Source organism: Streptomyces sparsus (assembly GCF_054776295.1).
The window spans coordinates 1-698 of sequence record NZ_BAAHCA010001560.1; the positions used below are offsets into that span (position 1 = coordinate 1).

A 698-nucleotide genomic window follows, 5' to 3' on the forward strand; every position below is an offset into this window, starting at 1 on the left:
CGGACAAGCGCGGCCGCCGGGCGACTCCACGGCGGACGGCTGCCGCGCCGGCCTGCCGGGAAGGGCCGTCGGCGGCTCGCCCGCAGGTCGCCGCCACCGAAGGGGCACGGGGCTCTCCCGGGCCCCTTCGGTGTGTCCGCTCACACTCCTGCCCCGCAGGTCAAGCGGGAGTTGACGGCTTCTGCCGGGCGTGGTGGACTGCCCGTTGCCATACGGCGGCAGGAGAGGAAGCCGGTGCGAATCCGGCGCGGTCCCGCCACTGTCACCGGGGAGCACTCCCCCACCGTGCGTCACGGCCCGCAGCGGGCTGGAAGGCCGGGGGACGTGCCGATCCGGGAGCCAGGAGACTTTCACCGCCGGTCACGTCGAGCCAGGGCGCGGACCCTGAGTGAGGACACACCGCCATGCCCGGCATCATCCTGCCGTCTTCCCCCTCCCCTGCCTGCCCGGCGCGGCCCCTCCGGAGCCGGCCGGGCCGCCGTCGCGGTCCCCGCCCCTTCGGGACGTCCGCGGCGAGCTGACGACGCCATGGGCTTCTCCCCTGCCGGTGCGGTGCTCGGCTACCTCTGCGACCTGCTCGCCGGCGACCCCCGACGCGGCCATCCCGTCGCGGCCTTCGGCCGGGCCGCCGCAGCCGCGGAACGGGTGCTGTGGCGTGACGACCGGGCCGCCGGTGCCGTGCACACCGCGCTGTGCGC

1 pseudogene and 1 riboswitch are annotated in these 698 nt (G+C 76.5%); the pseudogene reads left to right on the plus strand.

Annotated elements, in window-relative coordinates:
- Nucleotides 1-225: 225 nt before the first annotated feature.
- A riboswitch (cobalamin riboswitch) is annotated at nucleotides 226-349 on the plus strand.
- A gap of 179 nt (nucleotides 350-528) precedes the next feature.
- Nucleotides 529-698, plus strand: a pseudogene (locus ACYVE9_RS29600) (cobalamin biosynthesis protein); the annotation flags it as partial.